At 49.6% G+C, this 19,401-nt stretch carries 18 protein-coding genes and 1 tRNA gene; 16 read left to right on the forward strand and 3 right to left on the reverse strand.

What is annotated here, in order from left to right; genetic code table 11:
* Positions 1–5: 5 nt before the first annotated feature.
* From FIM25_RS06020 to FIM25_RS06055, 8 genes are all read left to right on the forward strand, one after another.
* Entirely contained in the window at positions 6–1,169 is a 1,164-nt protein-coding gene (locus FIM25_RS06020) for a Jag family protein (protein WP_139447315.1), read from the forward strand.
* Positions 1,170–1,281: 112 nt separating this feature from the next.
* Positions 1,282–2,676, forward strand: coding sequence for a tRNA uridine-5-carboxymethylaminomethyl(34) synthesis GTPase MnmE (gene mnmE, locus FIM25_RS06025; RefSeq protein ID WP_179953195.1), 1,395 nt, complete (start codon positions 1,282–1,284; stop codon positions 2,674–2,676).
* A gap of 104 nt (positions 2,677–2,780) precedes the next feature.
* Positions 2,781–3,113 (forward strand): hypothetical protein, encoded by a 333-nt coding sequence (locus FIM25_RS06030; RefSeq protein WP_139447319.1) that lies wholly within the window; start codon positions 2,781–2,783, stop codon positions 3,111–3,113.
* Positions 3,114–3,185: 72 nt separating this feature from the next.
* Positions 3,186–4,088 (forward strand): ParA family protein, encoded by a 903-nt coding sequence (locus tag FIM25_RS06035; protein WP_179953196.1) that lies wholly within the window; start codon positions 3,186–3,188, stop codon positions 4,086–4,088.
* A gap of 221 nt (positions 4,089–4,309) precedes the next feature.
* Positions 4,310–5,986 carry a DUF6880 family protein gene (locus FIM25_RS06040; protein WP_139447323.1) on the forward strand — a complete coding sequence of 559 codons (1,677 nt, stop codon included), beginning with the start codon at positions 4,310–4,312 and terminating at the stop codon, positions 5,984–5,986.
* Between the two features lie 164 nt (positions 5,987–6,150).
* Positions 6,151–6,825 carry a YkgJ family cysteine cluster protein gene (locus FIM25_RS06045; protein WP_139447325.1) on the forward strand — a complete coding sequence of 225 codons (675 nt, stop codon included), beginning with the start codon at positions 6,151–6,153 and terminating at the stop codon, positions 6,823–6,825.
* Positions 6,825–7,211 (forward strand): hypothetical protein, encoded by a 387-nt coding sequence (locus FIM25_RS06050; protein WP_139447327.1) that lies wholly within the window; start codon positions 6,825–6,827, stop codon positions 7,209–7,211. Before FIM25_RS06045 ends, FIM25_RS06050 begins: the two co-directional genes overlap by 1 nt.
* A gap of 579 nt (positions 7,212–7,790) precedes the next feature.
* Positions 7,791–8,564, forward strand: coding sequence for a 50S ribosomal protein L11 methyltransferase (locus FIM25_RS06055; protein WP_139447329.1), 774 nt, complete (start codon positions 7,791–7,793; stop codon positions 8,562–8,564).
* A 268-nt stretch (positions 8,565–8,832) separates the two neighbouring features.
* Here the strand turns inward: FIM25_RS06055 and FIM25_RS06060 are convergent, their stop codons facing one another.
* The 3 genes from FIM25_RS06060 to FIM25_RS06070 form a co-directional block, all read right to left on the reverse strand.
* The gene (locus tag FIM25_RS06060; protein WP_139447331.1) at positions 8,833–9,627 is read right to left on the reverse strand and encodes a DUF7130 family rubredoxin-like protein; all 795 of its coding nucleotides are present in this window, start codon (positions 9,625–9,627) and stop codon (positions 8,833–8,835) included.
* Positions 9,628–9,863: 236 nt separating this feature from the next.
* On the reverse strand, positions 9,864–10,292 hold the full coding sequence (locus FIM25_RS06065) for a MarR family winged helix-turn-helix transcriptional regulator (RefSeq protein WP_139447333.1): 429 nt from the start codon (positions 10,290–10,292) through the stop codon (positions 9,864–9,866).
* 79 nt (positions 10,293–10,371) lie between these two features.
* Positions 10,372–11,136, reverse strand: coding sequence for an enoyl-CoA hydratase/isomerase family protein (locus tag FIM25_RS06070; protein ID WP_139447335.1), 765 nt, complete (start codon positions 11,134–11,136; stop codon positions 10,372–10,374).
* A 266-nt stretch (positions 11,137–11,402) separates the two neighbouring features.
* Between FIM25_RS06070 and FIM25_RS06075 the strand changes: the two genes are divergently transcribed.
* From FIM25_RS06075 to pabB, 8 genes are all read left to right on the forward strand, one after another.
* Complete coding sequence (locus tag FIM25_RS06075) at positions 11,403–11,765, forward strand: DnaJ family domain-containing protein (protein WP_139447337.1); 363 nt, start codon at positions 11,403–11,405, stop codon at positions 11,763–11,765.
* A 30-nt stretch (positions 11,766–11,795) separates the two neighbouring features.
* Positions 11,796–12,425 (forward strand): hypothetical protein, encoded by a 630-nt coding sequence (locus tag FIM25_RS06080; protein WP_139447340.1) that lies wholly within the window; start codon positions 11,796–11,798, stop codon positions 12,423–12,425.
* Between the two features lie 11 nt (positions 12,426–12,436).
* The gene (locus FIM25_RS06085; protein WP_139447342.1) at positions 12,437–13,381 is read left to right on the forward strand and encodes a D-alanine--D-alanine ligase family protein; all 945 of its coding nucleotides are present in this window, start codon (positions 12,437–12,439) and stop codon (positions 13,379–13,381) included.
* A gap of 93 nt (positions 13,382–13,474) precedes the next feature.
* Complete coding sequence (purD, locus tag FIM25_RS06090) at positions 13,475–15,241, forward strand: phosphoribosylamine--glycine ligase (protein ID WP_139447344.1); 1,767 nt, start codon at positions 13,475–13,477, stop codon at positions 15,239–15,241.
* Positions 15,231–15,902: an L-threonylcarbamoyladenylate synthase gene (locus FIM25_RS06095; protein ID WP_246052035.1), complete on the forward strand. Its 672-nt coding sequence runs from the start codon at positions 15,231–15,233 to the stop codon at positions 15,900–15,902. Before purD ends, FIM25_RS06095 begins: the two co-directional genes overlap by 11 nt.
* Before the next feature lie 41 nt (positions 15,903–15,943).
* Positions 15,944–16,030 (forward strand) — tRNA-Leu (locus tag FIM25_RS06100).
* A gap of 242 nt (positions 16,031–16,272) precedes the next feature.
* On the forward strand, positions 16,273–16,839 hold the full coding sequence (locus tag FIM25_RS06110; RefSeq protein WP_139447348.1) for an anthranilate synthase component II: 567 nt from the start codon (positions 16,273–16,275) through the stop codon (positions 16,837–16,839).
* Between the two features lie 2 nt (positions 16,840–16,841).
* Positions 16,842–19,220, forward strand: a complete 2,379-nt coding sequence (gene pabB, locus FIM25_RS06115) for an aminodeoxychorismate synthase component I (RefSeq protein ID WP_139447350.1) — start codon at positions 16,842–16,844, stop codon at positions 19,218–19,220.
* The last annotated feature ends 181 nt before the right edge of the window (positions 19,221–19,401 follow it).

Genomic DNA, 19,401 nt, shown 5'->3' on the forward strand with positions numbered 1-19,401 from the left:
AGGGCATGAATACCACAGTAGAATATGAAGGTAAAAGCGTGGAAGACGCCCTGGAAAATGCCAGCAGGAAGCTGAAGCTTTCCAAGGATAAAATTCACTACGATGTTATTTCCTATGGTTCCACGGGTATTTTTGGGCTGGTTGGGGTAAAAAAAGCAAAAATCCGCGTTAACCTTTCCCAGGGAAAAGATGGCGGTTCCGCAGAATCCGATCGTAAGGTCAGTGCATCCTCCCTTGTGGATGAAGCCTTTGGCTCCGTGCAGAAGGGTGCTGCACCGCAGGAGAAAAAAAATAATGGTGGTGACAGATCTCAGCGCCCCCAGGGAAAGAAAAAGCAGGACTCGAGGGAAACCGTTAAAGAAGTACAGGCAGAGCCCGAGGCCATTAGGAGCCAGGAAACGCTTCCTGAAGAAAAAATGGTATCTTCATCAGCAATGGAAGAGGAAAGCTCCGGCGGTCCCCTTGATCCTCCGGTGATGGAAAAGAGTTCCCGTTCACGCTCCCGGTCTGCCAGATCAAAAAACAGCCGTGGTAATGGCAGAAAACCTGCGATATCCTCAGGCACATCCGTAAAAAGTAAGGATGAAGAAGAGGCTTTATCTGTCACTCTGCCGGAATCCGAGGAAGATGGCTTTTCTGAAGTTGCAGAAGAAAACCCGGCGCCCGTTGAAGTGACGCCGGAAATGATTGCCCGGGGCCGTGAAATTCTCGAAAAGATACTTCCCTATATCAGTGAGGATGTCACCATACGGGAAGAGGTGTCTCCGGGCCGCATTCTTTTCAACCTTGATGGGGGTAATCCCGCCATCATCATTGGCAAGCGGGGCCAGACTCTGGAAGCCATACAGTATGTGGTGGATAAAATTGTCAACCGGGACGCCGAAGGGCGGGTCCGTGTCCAGATGGATGTGGAAGGGTATATTGAAACCCGCAAAGAGCACCTTCAGCAACTGGCCCTGAAACAGGCGGAAAAGGCAAGACGTACGGGCAAGCCTGCCACCATAGGCCAGATGAATGCCCATGACCGCAGGATTATCCACCTTGCCTTAAAAGATGACCGGGCTGTCCGCACCCAGAGTGTGGGGGAGGGCTACTACCGAAGGCTGGTAATTTTTCCGAAAAAAGTCCGACGTCGCAGATCCGATGGAAACGGGAGCGAAGAAAGCTGAAAAGCGGTTATCCACTGCTGGTACAAAATCAGTTTTGAGAAAGTACCGCTCCTCTTCACATGGAGCGGTACTTTTTTTATTGGCGGGTACAAATGGAGACAGGAAAAAAGATATGCCTCTGGACAATACAGAAACCATTGCCGCCATCGCTACCCCACCGGGTACCGGAGGTATAGGCATCATAAGAATTTCCGGACCTGCATCCATAGCCATTGCCTGTAGCCTGTTCCACAGAAAAGGTATTGCAGGTCCTGCGGCTCCCCATGATCTTATTTCTCACCGTCTGACCCTTGGACATATATGCGATCCCACCGGTGGGGAAATTCTGGATGAGGTGCTGGTGGTGGCCATGCGGTCCCCCAGGTCTTTTACAGGAGAAGACGTGGTTGAAATCCAGGCCCATGGAGGCCCCTGGCTACTCCGCAGCATACTTGCTCTGGTGCTTGATCAGGGAGCCCGTCTGGCTGACCCCGGAGAATTTACCCGCCGTGCCTTCCTCTCTGGCCGCATGGATCTCACCCAGGCCGAAGGGATGATGGATTTGATTGAGGCCAGAACCTCAGCAGCCAGAAAAATGGGTTCCGCCCTTCTCCGGGGAGAGCTGGGAATGGAGGTTACCCGTCTCAGGGAAGCCCTGCTGGAGCTTGCCACTCGCATGGCAGCGGAAATAGATTTCCCCGAAGATGTGGGGGATCTTGTAGATACGGAACAGGTGCTGCGGGATCTGCAGGAAAACTTTTTGCCGGAGCTTCGCCGTTTCATCCGCATGGGTGAAAACGGAGTCCGCCTCAGGGAGGGCTTGCGCATTGTGATTGCCGGCCTTCCCAATGCTGGAAAATCTTCTGTCATGAACCGTTTGCTGGCCATGGACCGTTCCATTGTCACGGATATTCCAGGCACCACAAGGGATCTTGTGGAAGAACCACTGAACCTTGCGGGGCTTCCCTTTGTTCTGACGGATACTGCAGGTATTCGGGATTCTTCCGATCCCATAGAAAAAATGGGTGTGGAGCGGGCCATGGAAAGCATCCGGAATGCGGATTGCGTACTTCTGGTTATGGATGCCCTGCGGGGAGCTGATAAAGAAATCTGCGGACTTGAAGAGACCATTCGTTCCTGTCCCTATCTGCTTGTACTGAATAAATCAGATCTTGTGGATGACTGTGATGCCATTGCCATTCCATCTTCATGGAGACCTGTTGCCCGTCTTTCCCTTTGTGCACGTACCGGGGAAGGAATGGATTCCTTGAGAAAGGCTCTGGCAGAGTTTGCTGGTTTTTCTGAGGTGCAGCATGCGGCCCTGCCCAACCTGAGACACAGGGCAGCCTTTGAAAAGGCCATGGAGGCCCTTGAAAGGGTTCATGGGGGCATACTGGCCGGTCATTTCTGGGATCTTTTATCTGTGGATCTGAATGCGGCCATTCAGGAGTTTGGAAATATTTTGGGGGAAAATGCAGATCCGGATTTGCTGGACAGGATTTTTTCCGGATTTTGTATTGGCAAGTAACTTTTTCTTATGTAAAAAGCAGACAATAATTTTTTTTCTTAACAAAGATTTCTGACATTACAGTCATCAATCTGCTTGAAAAAGCGGTTTTCATGGAGGTCGAAATGACAAAAATCCCCCGGGAAATCAAACGAGAACTGGAGCATAAGCGCCTTGCCAAAACCAGCACGGCAATAGCTGGTCTGGCTGCTGCGGCATCTGCTGGGGCTGGAGTGGCTGCAGCAACAGCGGCTCCTACGGGCATGGCTGCTCTGGGTGTGGCCCTTAAAATTTCCAGTGCGCCTTTTATTGTTACGGCTGCTCCCCTTTTTGCAGGAGTGGCCGTTGCCGCAGGAACTACCGCAGGGCTCATACGGTTTTATTCATGGTACAAGGAACGACAGGAAGAATCTTTGGGAGAAGGTTCAGATAATGGTCAGCAGAATCTTCTGGAATAGACTCGGAGGCAGAGGTCTTTTATATGCTGAACTTCTTCCCTTTGAATGACGCAGAATACAAGGATAAATCCAATGGCAAAAATGATTGGTATTTACAATAACAAAGGGGGAGTCGGTAAAACAACTCTGGCACTCTTTCTTGCAGATTTTCTGTCGTCGGTCACCATTAAGGGGAAAAAATCCAGGGTGCTGGTTATTGATTTTGATCCTCAGGCTTCCTGCTGTAATGCCATACTTGGTCCGGAAAAGGTTGGTGGTCTCAGGGAAACAGGGAAAACCCTTCCCCACGCCCTGAAGGGCAGGCGAGAAGGACAATCCGAGACTGATCTTCTGGAATACATTTTCACAAGAAAAGAAAATCTCCGGTCAAAAACAAAAAAAACAAGACTTGGTAATCTGGATGTCATTGTATCCGAGGCCGAGCTGGCTCTGGCCTTTGAAGAATCCGCATCCATGGAAGATGTCATGGAGATGGCTTCATGGATAAAAGCCTCCCTTTCGAAGCACTACGATTTCATCTTTGTAGACCTGCCGGGGAGCCTGTCCAAAAGAAACGGCTTTTCTCTGATTGGTGCCTTTCTGGCGGATTATTTTCTTGTCCCCATAGAACCCAACAGAATTAATATCAATGCCATTCCCCTGACCCTCAAAATGCTCAATGACATCAGGGGTTGGCGGGGAAACAAAAAACCGTTCAAGCTGCTGGGTTTTGTTCTGAACAAAGCGGACAGAAGAACACGGCAGTACAAGCTTCATAAAGATGAGCTTGTACATTATGCTGGTGTGGCTTCGTGTAAAATCTATGAGAATATCCTCCCCCCCACCCCTAAGCTTTCCAATGCAACGGATGATTCCATTCAGTTCATTACCCTCTCCGAACGATACGACACCTATTATACCCATGTAAAAAAACTGGTGCTGGAAGTCATCGATGACCTGGGTTTTTCAGTGAAGGCAAAACAGGAAAAACCTTAGCTTCTGAGTAACTTCAAAAGTTACTCAGAAGTTACAAACGGTAATCGGTATTTTTAAACTCCCTTAGAATACCCCCTGAAGATGTATTTTGACATGGGATCAATATGAGGTACTTTTCCCCCATGGCAGCATGTCTGATGATCTGAAACTGGAATTCTTGGTGGCCTATATAAAATGCTCTCCGTGGCATTTTTTAACAGTACTGGAAGGAATGGGTTTTTATGAAGGATATTCAAGATGGTTCCGAAAAAAAGAGGCCAAAAGGCCTGTCCGGTCTGAACCTGAAAACCATGGCCCTTTTTCTCGAGGATCTGGCGGAAAGGGATGGCAGAATACGAGAAAGGGTGGAAGCCCTTTATCTTTCTTCGGATGCATCGGCTTTATCCGATTATCTGAAAAAACGACTGGACGGATTTTATGATCTTTCCGGCAACCTGGGGTTCAGGGATCTTATGCCTCTGGCACGGGATTTCAGGGCTTTTTTATCTGATACAAAAATTTTGATGGCTCCCTTGGATGCAGGTGTGGCTCTGGATCTTGTGGATCGCTTCCTTGATCTGGACAGCCTGCTGGAAGGTCTGGAAGAAAGCGGCGGGCCTCTTCAGCCGGTTTTTTCCGAAGCCTGTGATCTCTGGCTGAGTCTTGCTGCCCAAAGCGGGCTTGCCATGGACTGGGGTGAAAAAATTCTGAGCCATTTTCTCAAGGATCGTTTTGGTGTCCGGGTCAATCTCATGCGTCACGCAGACAGGCTGCTCGGACCTGATCATCTCTCCCGTCTTGCCGACCAGATGATTAAAGATGCCGGAGAAAAAGCCATGGATGCCGGAAGGGAATGGCAGAGGTATCGTCTTTCCATGGGCTTGCGTTACCTTTCCCAGGCCCTCAGAAATCCGGAACTGATGGCACAGAGTGTAACTCTGGTGCAGACGGAGCCCAGCCCCCGCCAGATCGGAGATATAGTACAGGCCTATCTGGACTATGAGGGGCCGGAAGCCGCCCTTTCATGGCTGGCTGGAGACTGGGGAGAGAGGGAGCTGGAAAGGCTGGACCTTCTGGATCAGGTTTATGCCGCCATGGATGATGGTGAAATGCTTTTTCAGATCCGCAGGGAGCGCTATGCAGCTCAGCCTTCGGCGGATTATCTTCTGGCCCTGCTGGATGTCTGCGATGCGGATGAACGGGAAGGATTTCTGGCTTCGGCAGCGGAAACGGCCCGCCACACCAACAGTCTCTATTCAGGCCTGAATCTTCTCTTATCCATAGGCCATGTAAGGGATGCAGAAACCCTGCTGGTGGAACGGCTGGAAGCACTGACTGCCTACGATTACACAGCTGTTTTACGCATACAGGAGAAATTTGAATCCGCAGGAGCTGTGCTTGGTCAAATCCTGTGCTATCGCACCCTCATTGAAGGAATTCTGGACGAGGCCCGTTTCAGGGCTTACGGAAAAGCTGTGGCATATTGCAGAACCCTGGAAGATTTGGAAGGGGAGGCGGTTTACCATGGGGGGCTTCCGGAACATTCATCTTATATAGACCTGCTGCGCCAGAGATATGGAGACAAGCATGTCTTCTGGCAAAGGCTTGATGGAAAGGGAGAAGATCCTGATGATGATTCAGGTTCGGAATCCCGGGACTTTGGTGAAGAAAGTGGTTTTTCCGACAATGAGGAAATATGGAATGAAAGGGATTTTCTAAAAACAAGGGCTTCCTTTACCGGTAAAAATACGGAATCAGCCTTTCTGGATGCAGATAAATCTGTGCAAGGAGATCTTGAAAGGAATGTTTCACGTGAAACATATGATAAAAAATTCCGAAAAAAGGTTCCACGTGGAACATCAGGGGGAGGAAAAACAGTGAGGGTTCCACGTGGAACATCCGGCGGAGTGCTGGGTTAGGTCATCGCCATCCTGGATTCCATTAAAATATCCCCGAGGCTTAAAATACTCTGCATGAAGATCGGGGATCTTTGGTTGAAGCTCTCTGTTTTGGGTGCTATAGGAAGACGGCATTTAAAAAACAGACCGGCAGCCCAAATGGCTGCTTTTAAGGAAAGGATACCATGGATTTTTCACCATTTTTCAAACAATATGAAGTTCTGGTTGATTCTGCAGAAAAAGCTTTTCACCGCGTAAGGGAGATGCACCCTGAAGCTGTTCGCTGCACCACCCGTTGTGCAGACTGCTGCCACGCTCTTTTTGATATCAGCCTTGTTGAAGCCATCTATATCAAGCAGCAGTTTGATGCCCGTTTTTCAGGAGCAGAAAAACACAGCATTATGGAGCGGGCGAACCGGGCAGACAGGAAAATTTATCGTATCAAAAAGGATGCTGCCAAGGCCAGAAATGAAGGTGTGTCTGAAGTTGAGCTTTTGGGCCGCATGTCCATGGAGCGTGTGCGCTGCCCCTTTCTTGGAGATGATGATACCTGCCAGCTCTATGATTGCAGGCCCATTACCTGCAGGCTTTACGGTGTCCCCACCTCCAGTAATGGCATCAGTCACAGCTGTGGTAAATCCGGTTTCGAACAGGGTAAGCCCTATCCCACGGTGAATATGGACACACTGCACGAAAAATTGTATCAGGTTTCCAAAGAAATGGTAGAGGCCATGGGTACACGCTACACGCGCATGGCGGAAATGCTGGTCCCCCTCTCCATGGCCCTTCTTACGGATTATAATGAAGAATATCTGGGAATAACACCGGAAGCTACCGAAACAAAGGAGGAAACCCCCTGATGCAGGGTCCAAAACCACAGGCTGAAGCCCCATTGTTTTCTCCCGAGGAAATAGCCATAAGAAAAAAAGCCATTTTCGATGCCATGGGCAAAAGGGGCCAGCAGAAAATCTTGAAAGACGGTTATGATGAATGGGATCCCTTTGCAGAGCCCAAAGAACCCATTGATATCCGCACCGAAGGTACCCGAAGGACAACCCATGACCTGATCCATGAGTTTTTGAAGACAAAGCCCCACGAGAGTATTTCAACCTCCTTTGGTAAGGCTGCCTATGAAATGGCACTGGGAATCGTAAACCATGATGACCGTGTCCGGGGCCTGTATGCGTTTTCCCTCTGGTACCGGGAGCTTCTTATTAGCGAGGGGAAAAATCCGGACTCCTTGTGATCGGATAGTAACTGTTCAATACAATTAATCAGGTGCATAGACAACCGGACCATTTGTTCGTGCGCAATCTTATTCGGGAGCTTCTTGCCCTGTGCGGAAGCGGCAAAAACTCCCCGCCACAGGCAGGATAAACTTTTTGATTACCATAGCAGTCTTAAGCACGCTGCCTTAGTGGCGGCTCAGACAGTTTGCCGCTTCTTTCGCACAGGTCTGCGAAGCTCTGATCCGAAACGATTGCAATGTCACTCACAAACAGCCCGATTGTCTTTTGCTAGAACCAATATTACTACCCTGACTCAGCCACAGCCTGCTGGTCCGGTTGTTGTCAGGCCCATGGTGCTAGCCTTAATACGGGCAGGCGCAAGGCCTGTCCTTACGAATGTTTTTTACGGGCCTGTTTTGTGTAGGAGTACCCTTTACGGGTGCCCGCATACAAGCATAAAATCTGGTCATATAATTTCCATAATTAAGGATCGTATGGCTGAAAGGCAGTGGTAATCAGATAAAAGAATGTGCTGAATAATCAGATCGGATAAAAAACAGGGAGAACCCTCCATTGGCGGCAAAGGATGCTTCTGTATGAATCATATCAATTTACCAGAGCAGATGCTGCAACGGGTTCTGGATGCTGAAAAGGCATGGAGTCCCGTAGAGCTTTTGCGCCAGATGGCTTCGGAAACCGGAGCGTCCCGCCGTATGCTTCAGGATGCCCTTGCCTCCCTTGTGGCAGCAGGAGATCTTGTCTATCTCATCCGTCATGGCAGCACCTGCATACAAAGGGGCTGGCAAAAGCCCCTTGCCATTGGAAAGAAAACCCAGCTCCTTGCTCCGGGAGTTTCATCCCTTCCCGGAAGGGAACCTGTTATTCTCCTGCCGGGAGCCAGTTTTGGCGGAGGAGATCACCCCACAACCAGGCTCTGCCTTGAAGCCATTGAGGCATCTGCAAAAGAGAATGGTACCATGCTGGACGTGGGTACAGGAACTGGAGTTCTTGCAATTGCTGCGGTGCGGCATGGTATGGGGAAAGCTCTGGCCGTGGATAATGATCCTCTGGCTGTCCATGAGGCAAAGGAAAATGTCCGGCTCAATGGGCTGGAAAATGCCGTGCGGGTGGAAGAGGTATGGCCTTTGGAACTCCGATGGGATCTTGTGGCTGCAAATCTGAGGCCCCCTACCCTTATGGAACTTGCAGAAGCACTGTCAAACAGCCTCTCTTCAAATGGTGTTCTTGTTCTTTCCGGGATGAGAAGTGAAGAAATGCCACTCCTCAGACAGACCTATGGTCGCCTGCTTAAATTCGTTTACAGCAGAGAGGAAAAGGGCTGGGGCAGTCTGGTGTTCAAAAAAACATAGGCCCGTCCTCAGGCTTCCTTCAAAAAGGGCACAATTCGCTCTCTGGGTGGCGTTGCGACTGACGCAGGCTAAGGCCTTTGCATGAGGGCGATCTCAAGCCAGACTTGATTTTATAAGGCCTTTTTTTGGGGCAAATGACATAAAAAAATCCCTGTCTCTTTCTTTTCAGGAGAAGACAGGGATTTTTTATAGAAAAAATATGTGCAGCTTGTCAGTTACCATTCCCTCTGTTCGCTGCATACCCGTCAGGCAGGTGTGGGTGTGGCAATCAAGCCCTTTTGCCAAAAACCAGCTTGCCGCCCAGATGTCCGGCAAGACCGGCAGCTCCCAGAGCGATCAAGTGCAGAAGAATGTAGAAAAAGCCCCCCGCATCCGCACTGAAGCTTCTCCAGATAACAAGAACGGTAACACAGAAGGCCGTGATGACAGCACAGAGAATTTTTGTTCTGAAAAGGGAAGTCATGGCAGATTTGTAACGGTCCCGCCATTCCACAAAACCGGTATACATGACCAGAGGCAGGGCCAGAAAAACCATGGTCATATTAAGATAGGCCGCAAGCTTAAAGGTCTGTGCATTGAAAAGGCTTCCAATAAGTACAAAGAATACGGCAATGGGAAGCACACCGTTGGGAATATGAACGGAAATGGGATGGGCATGGTGGACAAGGATCTGTTCATCCGCCCATTCCCTTGGATGGCTCTGGGGCGCAAATTTCTTTTTCTCTTCACCTGAAGAAGGGTTTTGATTTTTCTGATCCGCGGGTTCATCAGATGCTTTGTCACCGTCCCCATCCATCAGCTCAAAGGCGCTGCGGTCAGCACCGCACAGGGGGCAGGTTTCCGGCGGCTCTTCACCTTCATGAATATAGCCACAGACAACGCAGCGCCAGCGGGATGGCCCCGCTGCAGTTCCGGCTTCATTTGCGGCTTCGGATGTTTCTTCTGCTTTGTCAGAAGCCGCAGCCTCAAAAAGCTTACTGCCTGCTCCACAGGCAGGGCAGCTTTCAGGTGGATTCTGATCTTTCTCTTTATAACCGCAAATGGTACATGTCCATTCCTGCATATTATTCTCCTTTTATTTTGTTAAAATCTGAACATTCTTATTATGCCATGGACGATACACCATCCAAAGGGCTTTGCAAAGACTATGTTCGCATGATGTTTCTGATGGGATTTAAGATGGAAGGGAGAAGGAGGATAAGCGAATTGCAGTAGTTTAAAAAAAACTTTCTCCTGCCCTTGGGGAAGTGCAGGAGAAAAAGCAATAGCAAAAAGAAAGGTCTCATCTTCAGATTATTTTCAGCGGATACCCCCATGGGTATCCTGAAGGCGTTTTAAAAAACCCCTGAAAATTTCCTGCTCCTGGGGTGAAAAATCAGCAAGAAAAGACTGATGTGCTTCTTCAAAACGGCGGTCAAGATCTAAAGCCTTTGCTCTGCCAATATCCGTCAGAAACAAAAGGATGGCCCGGCGGTCTTCGGGACTGCGCTTGCGTGTGACAAGCTTCATGCCCACCAGCCTGTCTATTATCCCTGAGACCGTAGCACTGTCCAGCTGGGTCTGCTCGCCTAGCTGACGGGAAGTCTGCCCTTCTTCTCGACCGAGAAGGATAAGAAGCATGGCCTGTACCGTTGTCACTTCAAGGTCTGCTATATAGTTCCCCCAGAAGCGATAGCCAGCCTGACTGTTTTTTGCCAGGAGAAATACAATGCAATCCTTGAGTTCCATCACCAGTCTTTCTGCAATATGGGTATCAGGTACCCGCAACACCCGATGGCGTAACGGATACCTGTCTGAAGAATAAAAATTATCCTTCCATGGTAGCCTGAACAAACTCCAGTGTGGCTTTTACATTGGGATCAAAGAAGCCATGGAGGGAAGCACGCCAGTCAAGCTCATCAAGCTTGGTGCGGATACGCTGGGCGCTGTCATACTTGAGGGTTTCCTTTAATGTGATGAAGGCACGTCCGGGATTATCAATCCAGGAACAGATAATCTCCTTTGCTCTGGGAATCAGCTGATCCGCTTCAAGCACTTCATCCACAATGCCTTTTTCAAGGGCTTTTTCCGGGCTGATCATCTCGCCGAAATACATGACATCCCGGAATTTCTTATCTGTGTCCAGGCCAAAGCGCATAACTTCAAGCTCTGCGATGGTCAGGGCCAGACCCAGCTTGATTTCGCTCATACCCAGCTTTACCTTGGGATGGTTTGTTACAAGGCGGTAGTCCGATGCCATGGCCATAATCATACCCATGGCTGCGGTGTGGCCGTTCATGGCGGATATTACGGGTTTTTTGCAGACAAAGAAATTCAGGAGAAATTCTTCTTCAAATTCAAAGAAGTTTACCGCGTCGGCATGGTCTTTAAAATTGATGAAGGTGGGCAGATGGAAGCCACTGGAAAAGAACTTGCCTTCCCCCGTGAGAATGATGCCTTTAATGTTATCATCGGTATTGGCTTTTTCCAGGAGCACAGAAATTTTTTCCATGGTTTCCCGGGTAATGGAATTGGTTTTTCCATGGCTCAGGGTAACAATAATGATACCGTCTTCCACGTGTTCCTTAATCATAGAGTCCTCCTCATAAGGATAAATACAGTTAGAATCAAAACCTTCCTAGAAAGGCTTGCATACTAATCAAAGGGGGCTGAGCTGTCAACAATCCGGAGAAACAGCCATATTTTCAACAGAGCATCTCTGCCCTTCTCCCCTGAATATGCGACTTCCTTTATCACAAGAGTTCTTGCCAAGGAGTCTTTGATTTTATAAGGTAGAAAACTGTTCCGGGATGGCCTGTGGTGCCTCCTGAAAACATCTTTTCAGCAGGACTTATCAACATGCTTTTTGGAAAAATTGCCGAAGAAAAAATTAAAGAAGCTCAGAAAAAGGGGGCCTTCAATAACCTTGAAGGTGCAGGCAGGCCTCTGCCGGAAGAGAATATGGTTATTCCCGAAGATCTGCGAATGGCCTACCGTATGCTGAAAACAGCAGACTGCCTGCCTCCGGAACTGGAAATGCGCAAAGAAATTCATTCCACTGCAGAGCTTCTGGAAGCAACGCCAGATCTTGCGGAAAAACAGAAAATTCTCACCCGCCTCAATGTTCTTATCCGTAAAGCCAACATGAGCCAGCCGACACGTCCGGACAGAGAAATACCTGAGTATTATCTGCCCGCACTTGTGAATCGTCTGGAAAAATAACAGATTAAATTTAGGAAGCAGACAGAATATATGATCTTCAGACGAAAGAAAAAGGAAGACAAATCAAAGGGGCCTCCCAGATCAAAAAGGCCTCCGAGGCCTAAGCGGGAGCCCCTGCCCACGGAAGGAATTGCCAGCAGTATTTTCATGGCCTACGGCATTGTGCTCCTCAATGTGATGCTTGTTGCCGTAATTGGACTTCTTGTTCTTTTTTTCCGCGGCATTGTTCATTATATGACCTGGATTTTTGTTGCAGGTATCATTGCGGTATTTGCTACGGGCTACTATTTTCTTAAGCGTATGCAGGCAGAAAAAAGATCCCTGAAGGAAATGCTGGCCCTGCCGGAATTTTCAGGAAGAAACGTGGAAATCAGCCTCTTGGGTGGATTTGCTGCCCTGCGCATGGGAGAAAAGAAAAAAAATCCCAATGCCATGCTCCAGCTGGAATCCTCTGAAGGCATAAAAGTTCGGGAGCTGACGGAACTTGGTCGCATGTATGAAAACGAGCTGATCAGCCGTGAAGAGTACGAAATTGCTAAAAATGAGATTTTCCGGCATACGGATCACAAGGTATTGCCTGAATCCATGAGCTCAGGGAATAAGGAGATTTCTTCTGATATTGTGGATGTTTCCCCTGCAAGGCCGGAAAATGAAAGGTAAGTATCCGTATTATGAAAAAGCTTAATCTTGCCCTTATCACCGGCGGCTCTTCCAACGAAAGGGAGGTTGCCCTTGCCGGGGCAGCAGCCGTGGAAGCCGTCCTTGATCCAGCAGTTTACAATATCAGCAGTTATGATGCTGCAACGGATATAGACCGCATTGTTCAGGATAGGGAAAAAATCGATTTTGCCTTCCTTGTAGTACACGGTGAGAACGGTGAAGATGGCAGACTGCAAGGCCTCCTTGACCTTCTCCGCATCCCCTATCAGGGTTCAGGTGTGCTTGGCAGTGCCATGGCCTGCAACAAGCCTGCGGCCAAACAGGCCTTTGTGTGCAGCGGCCTGACAACACCTCCGTGGATGACCTTTGATGCTTACAGTACAAAAGTGGAGGCCGGACTTATGGGTAAAATAGGTCTCCCCATGGTAATCAAGCCTGCCCATGGCGGTTCCAGCCTCGGCATGAGTATTGTTCACAATGAAAAGGATATCAGGCAAGCCTGTGAGCTTTGCCTCTCCTGTGGCCCCACAGGCATTGCGGAGCCTTATATACGGGGGCGGGAGGTGACCTGCGCCGTATGGGGCAATGACCCTGTAGAAGCCCTTCCCGTCATTGAAATTCGTCCGGGCAGGGAATTTCAGTTTTTTGACTACACAGCCAAATACACCCCCGGTGCAACGGAAGAAATCTGCCCTGCCCCCATTTCAGAAGCCCTGACCCGAAAGGTGCAGGAGGCCGCCATACTTGCCCATAACAGTCTTTATTGTGAAGGCTACAGCCGTTCGGATTTCATCCTTGAAGGTGATGATCTCTTCATTCTTGAAACCAATACCCTGCCCGGCATGACAAAAACCAGCCTGCTTCCTCTGGCTGCAAAAACAGCTGGCATCTCTTTTGCAAAATTGATTGACGAACTGATCCGCTTACGGTTAAAAAAAAGCCCGTTAGGGTTTTAAGGAATCAGAATTTAAAAACAGACCAGTTATAAGGCTCTGGTGAAAACCAGAGCTTTTTTATACAAAAAAAGATATGGCCCCCAAGGAGGCACCATGAATATACTTGTCATTGGAAGTGGCGGAAGAGAACATGCCCTTGTCTGGAAAATCAGCCAAAGCCCAAGAGTTAAAAAAATCTTCTGCGCACCGGGCAATCCCGGCATAGCTGCCATGGCCCAGTGCGTTGATATCCCTGCGGATGCCATTGATGAGCTGAAAAACTTCGCCCTTTCCAATGCCATTGACCTTACGGTTGTGGGTCCGGAAGTTCCCCTGGCTGCGGGAATTGTGGATCTTTTTGAGGCTTCCGGTCTTAAAATCTTTGGCCCTTCGGCAAAGGCTGCGGAGCTGGAAGCTTCCAAGGCCTTTGCCAAAGATATCATGGTCCGTTATGGCATTCCCACGGCAAAGGGACAGAGTTTTAAGGATGCAAATCAGGCGCTGGCTTTTGCACAAAGCCTCAAGGGTCAGGTTGTGGTTAAGGCCGACGGCCTTGCCGCTGGTAAAGGAGTTGTGGTCTGCTTTGCCATGGAAGAAGCTGAAAAAGCCATACATAACATGCTGGGAGAAAAGGCTTTTGGTGAAGCCGGTGCCACTATCCTTGTGGAAGAAAGGCTGGAGGGCGAGGAAGCTTCCATCATTGCCCTCACCGACGGAAAAACCATCCTCACCCTGCCCTCCTCCCAGGACCACAAAGCCGTTTATGACGGTGATAAAGGCCCCAATACCGGTGGCATGGGAGCCTACTCCCCTGCCCCTGTGGTGGATCTTTTCATGCAGAATAAAATCACAAAGGAAGTGCTGGAACCTGCTGTCAGGGCCATGGCTGCAGAAGGCCGTCCCTTCAAGGGCGTGCTCTATGCTGGAATGATGATCCACAGGGATCGGATCAGGGTGCTGGAATTCAACGCCCGTTTTGGTGATCCTGAAACCCAGCCCCTGATGCTGCGAATACAGTCTGACATTGTGGAATTAATGGAAGCCGTGGTGGAAGAACGCCTGCACACCTGTTCCCTGAAGGTGGACCCAAGGGCTGCCGTATGCGTTGTCATGGCAGCAGGCGGATATCCGGGCAGCTATGATAAAGGTGAAACCATTATTGGCCTTGAAGACGCTGCAACTCTTCCGGACACCGTGGTTTTCCATGCGGGTACGGCCACGGATAAAGGAGCCGTTGTATCCAGCGGTGGCAGAGTGTTGGGTGTCAGCGCCCTTGGAGACGATGTGAAGCTGGCAGCAGCCAACGCTTACCAAGCTGTTTCCCGTATTTCATTTAAAGATAGTCATTTTAGAAAGGATATTGCCATGAAAGCCATTGAAAAGCAGGACCGTGCGCCCAGAGTGGGTATTGTTATGGGCAGCGACTCCGATCTTCCCGTTATGATGGAAGTGGTCAGCGTACTCAAAAAATTTGACGTTCCCTATGAGATGACCATTGCTTCCGCCCACAGAACACCGGAAAAGGCTGCTCTCTTTGCCTCTTCTGCAAGGGGCAAGGGCATGGGTGTGATCATTGCCGGTGCGGGTCATGCTGCTCATCTGGCAGGTGCCATGGCCGCAGGTACCACCCTGCCCATCATCGGTGTACCCATTGATTCTTCCGCACTTCAGGGGCTGGACGCCCTTCTCTCCACGGTTCAGATGCCCCCCGGAGTGCCTGTGGCCACCGTTGCCATTGGAAAACCCGGTGCCTACAATGCCGGTATCCTTGCCGTACAGATGCTGGCCATTGCCGATGCGGATCTGGCAGAAAAACTGACGGACTACAAAAAAGAAATGGCGGAAAAAGTAGAAGCAAAGGCAAAGGCCCTTGTTTCCTGATACGGCGTGGTCTCAGCACAGAATCTTTTCCATGGCTTCTTCCCCTGAGGACGCAGTAGTGGTGGAAAAGGCCGGTTTATGTATCCGAAAGGGAGGTCTGGTTATTTTCCCGACCTTCTGCCTCTACGGTATGGGTGTGGATGCCATGAATCCGGAAGCCATTGAAAGGGTTTTTGCGGCCAAGGGCAGACCGGAAAGCAATCCTTTACTCATACTGGTGAAAGACAGACAAGCCGCCCTCAGCCATGTGAAAGAGGTTTCCGAAGAAGCCCGACTGCTCATGGACACCTTCTGGCCGGGTCGCCTCACACTTGTTTTTCGGGCAAAAAATCATCTGCCGGAAAGCCTGACTGCGGGAACCGGTAAAATAGGTATCCGCGTGCCGGAACATCCAGTGGCAGCGGCCCTTGTGCGGGCAGCAGGGTGTCCCATCACAGGCACCAGCGCCAATCTGTCCGGCATGCCGGGCAGTGCATCCGTAAAAGATCTGGCTCCGGAACTGATGGCAGCCGCAGACTGTATTCTGGATGCAGGTATCCTTCATGGCGGCAAAGGTTCAACTGTGGTGGATACGACGTTTTCCCCTCCCCGCATTCTGAGGGAAGGGGCGGTTTCTGCCGCAGACATTCATAAGGCACTCTTGCGAAAAACGGCAAAGTGATTGACAAAAACAGGACTTTGCACTAAAAAAACAACGCAGATGCCGGAGTGGTGGAATTGGTAGACGCAGCGGACTCAAAATCCGCCGGGCTTATGCCCTTGAGAGTTCGAGTCTCTCCTCCGGTACCAATTGAAATTCCTAAAGATCCTGAAGGCCAGAAACAGGCTTTCAGGATTTTTTTTGTAATGGTTCCGAATGTTTTATAGGTATCATACCTGTCAGGCAGATGCACAGACACCCAGGCTGTTTGCAAGTGATGTTGTAATCGTTATCAAAGGTATTGTACCTGTTAAACATTTCCATTGTGGAATGCCCTGTAATTTTCATAATCACAGATTCGGGAATCGCAGCAAATCCCGGAAAGTCTTTCATGAAACCCCTTATCCTTATAGATAATTTCGATTCCTTCACCTTCAACCTTGTACAGCTCTTTGCCATGGCAGGTCAAAAGCCTCTGGTGCTGCGCAGCAATACTGTCCTGTCTGAAATTATAGATACAGAACCGGCTGGCATCATTATCGGTCCCGGTCCTGATGATCCCAGGCGGTCCGGAGTTTCCATGGAGGTGCTGGAGTATTTTTCGGATAAAATTCCAATCCTTGGCATCTGCCTTGGAATGCAGTGCATTGCAGAACACTTTGGCGGAAAAACCATCTTATCGCCAGAGCCGGTGCACGGAAAAACGAGTATGATCACCCATGAAGGCCGGGGTGTTCTTGAAAATATTCCCAGCCCCTTTACCGCCTGTCGATATCATTCCCTCTGTGTGGAGATCCCGGAGAAAAGTCCCTTGTGCATATGCGGGCGCAGTGAAGATGGCACCCCCATGGCTCTTTTTCACAGAGATTTTCCCCTTTTTGGCCTGCAGTTTCATCCGGAAAGTTTTTTAAGCGAGTATGGCCATCAAATGGCCCTTAATTTTCTGGGGGTGCTCTGATCATGGACCTTTCTTTTGTTTCCAGACCTGCCGGGTTTTTTAGCCGGAGTTTTGATTTTGAAGAAGATTTTCAGGATCTCACCGCCCTTTTTCAGGATCAGAAGGGCAGCATGGTTTTTCTTTCCGGAGGAGAGCACCCGGAAGCCAGCATCCACGGTCTTGCCTGTCAGCCCTTTCTGGAGCTTTCATGTGAAAAGGATAAGACAGTAGTAATTTCAGAATATGGAAAAGCAGAAAGCCCTTTTCCCTTAGAGCTTCTGGACAGGGTAATGGAGGCCTGTGCCTTTGATGGCGATGGAGAGGATGGTCTTCCCTTCGGTCTCTTTGGTTTTTTTTCCTATGACCTTAAAAACCATATGGAAAATCTGCCGGATACGGTGATGGATGATCTTTTTCTGCCCGGATACAGGCTTTTTGCCCCAAGGCTTGTGGTCTGGAAGCAGAGGGCGGAAAAAAAGATTATGGTGAAAGCCCTTTATCTTGAGAATGAACAAGCAGAAAAGGCCCTGCGTATGCTGGATGATTTTGAAGATATTCTCAAATCCTTCAGAGCTTTTTCCGAGTTTTCCGGCAAGGAATCTTTAGCCCATGGGGAGGTGGAAATAAAAAATGCTTATATTTCCGGAGTTGAATCTACCCGGCAACTGATTCCTCACCACGGCGCTCTCTCTTCCACCTTCACGCCCCGGATGTACCGGAATGCCGTAGCCTGTATCCGGGATCATATAGGGAAAGGAGAGGTGTATCAGGTCAATCTCTCCCAGCGTTTTTCCCTTGCTTTTAAGGGGTCGGCCTGGACCCTATTTTTGAAAATGCAGGAAGCTGCCCCCCAGCCCTTTTCCGTATTTCTGCAGGCCGGAGATTTCCAGCTGGCATCCCTTTCGCCGGAACGTTTTTTAAAAATGAAGGGCCAAAGGATAGAAAGTCACCCCATTAAGGGCACAAGGCCCAGGGGAAAAACTCCGGAAGAAGATGCCCTCCTGAAAAAAGAGTTGGAAGAAAGCATAAAGGACGGGGCAGAACTGGCCATGATTGTGGATCTGGTGCGAAATGATCTGGGCCGGATTGCCGTGACCGGCAGTGTTCGTGTTGATGTTCCCGCACGTACGGAAGTCTGGCCCCATCTTTTCCACAGGGTGGCTGTGGTTTCTGCACAGGTGGAAAAGGGGACCGGGCCGGGGGATATCCTGAAAGCTACCTTTCCGCCGGGCTCTGTCACGGGTTGTCCCAAGATACGGGCCATGGAGCTGATTGATGAGCTGGAGCCCGGACGCCGCCACGCCTATACCGGAGCCTTGGGCTACCTTGGTTTTAATGGCAGCATGGATCTCAATGTGGCCATCCGCACGGTGATCTGCAAGGACGGGAAGGCCCATTATTCCACGGGCGGAGGGGTGGTCTGGGATTCTGATCCAAAAGAGGAATATAAAGAAACCCTGCACAAGGCAGCTCCCTTTTTTAAGGCTTTTGGTCTTAAACCGGAATTTGAGGAAAAGGAAAAGGAAACTGAGCTGTGGCAGGACGGACGTTTTCTTCCCCTTTCCGAGGCAAAAATTATGGCAGACACTCCGGTTCTGCGCCATGGCAGGGGGGTTTTTGAAACCATTGCCATGATACGGGGGAAAGCCCTGCATCTTGAGGAGCATACAGAGCGATTTAGGCTGTCGGCACCGGTGGTGACGGGAAAGGGCCTGCCTTCTGTGAACTGGGAAGATATTATCAGTATGCTTTGTCGTAAAAATCCGGAAGCTGCGGAAAGGGGGCAGCTTCACCTCATGGCCATGGATACGGGGGGAAATCTTCTTTCCCTTACGGCCATGCTGAGGCCCCTTGATATTCCTCAAAGCCGGGACGGTCTGATCCTCTGCTTCCATCCGGAGCCCTTTTATTCTCCCATGGCCAGACATAAGAGCATGGCCTATGTTTTCTTTGCCAGAGCAAGGGAAAAGGCCGTGGCTGCGGGGGCGGATGAAGTTCTTATTCAGGCTCCGGACGGAAGTCTTCTGGAAGGCTCCTTCAGCAGTATTATGCTGGTTTCCGAAACAAATATATTAATCCCCACAGGTCCCGTTCTTCCGGGCATTACCCGACAGAAGGCCATGGAATATTTCAGGTCCTTGGGTTTTGAAATTCATGAAAAAAAGATTTTTTGGGAAGATCTTGAAAGGGCGGAACACTTTTTCTGCTTTTCAAGCCTTAAGGGACCCATGTGGGTTAAAGAAGTGAGAACCGGGGCCGGATCATCCTGCTTTGGGCCTGAGATGGACTTACAAGGGGAAGGGGCAAAAGAGAGTGGGGATATAAAGGGAATCGTTTCTTTTTCAGCGCCGGATACGGAGGCATTTACAGCTCTGCGTACCGCTTTAGGTTATGATGCCTGAGAGGGTTATCTGGCCTTTTTTCCTCACCTTCCTTAAGGACTTTAAAGACTTTAAAGACCTTAACGACCTTAAAGATCTTAAAGATCTTAACGACCTTAACGACCTTAACGACCTTAAAATCCTTAACAACAGACCCTCGATCAGTCGGAGCCGGTAGGGCAGGCACGGGGGCCTGCCCCTA

This window comes from Desulfobotulus mexicanus (assembly GCF_006175995.1).
Lineage (GTDB): Bacteria > Desulfobacterota > Desulfobacteria > Desulfobacterales > ASO4-4 > Desulfobotulus > Desulfobotulus mexicanus.